At 38.7% G+C, this 266-nt stretch carries 1 protein-coding gene; it reads right to left on the bottom strand.

Going from position 1 to position 266, the window contains the following annotated elements; translation table 11 throughout:
- A partial coding sequence (locus V7164_RS15030) for an ATP-binding cassette domain-containing protein (protein WP_335354491.1) occupies positions 1-266 on the bottom strand: 266 nt, incomplete at both ends.

Below are 266 nucleotides of genomic sequence, written 5' to 3' on the forward strand. Positions count from 1 at the left end.
TTGGCTCCTGGAAAATCATAGAGATATCATTCCCACGGATCTTACACATATCATTTTCGGAAAGCTTAGCTAAATCCTTTCCGTCAAAAAGGATTTCACCGTCCACAATTTTTCCGGGCGGACTTGGGATTAGGCGCATTATTGAGAGGGAAGTAATACTCTTTCCTGATCCTGATTCTCCAACAAGTGCGACTGTCTCACCTTTATGTATTTTTAAATCAACGCCATCAACAGCAGGAATATTTATTTTCTTTTTCATAAAGTAT

Origin of the sequence: Bacillus sp. JJ1474, from assembly GCF_036965225.1 — a bacterium.
Classification (GTDB): domain Bacteria; phylum Bacillota; class Bacilli; order Bacillales; family Cytobacillaceae; genus Cytobacillus.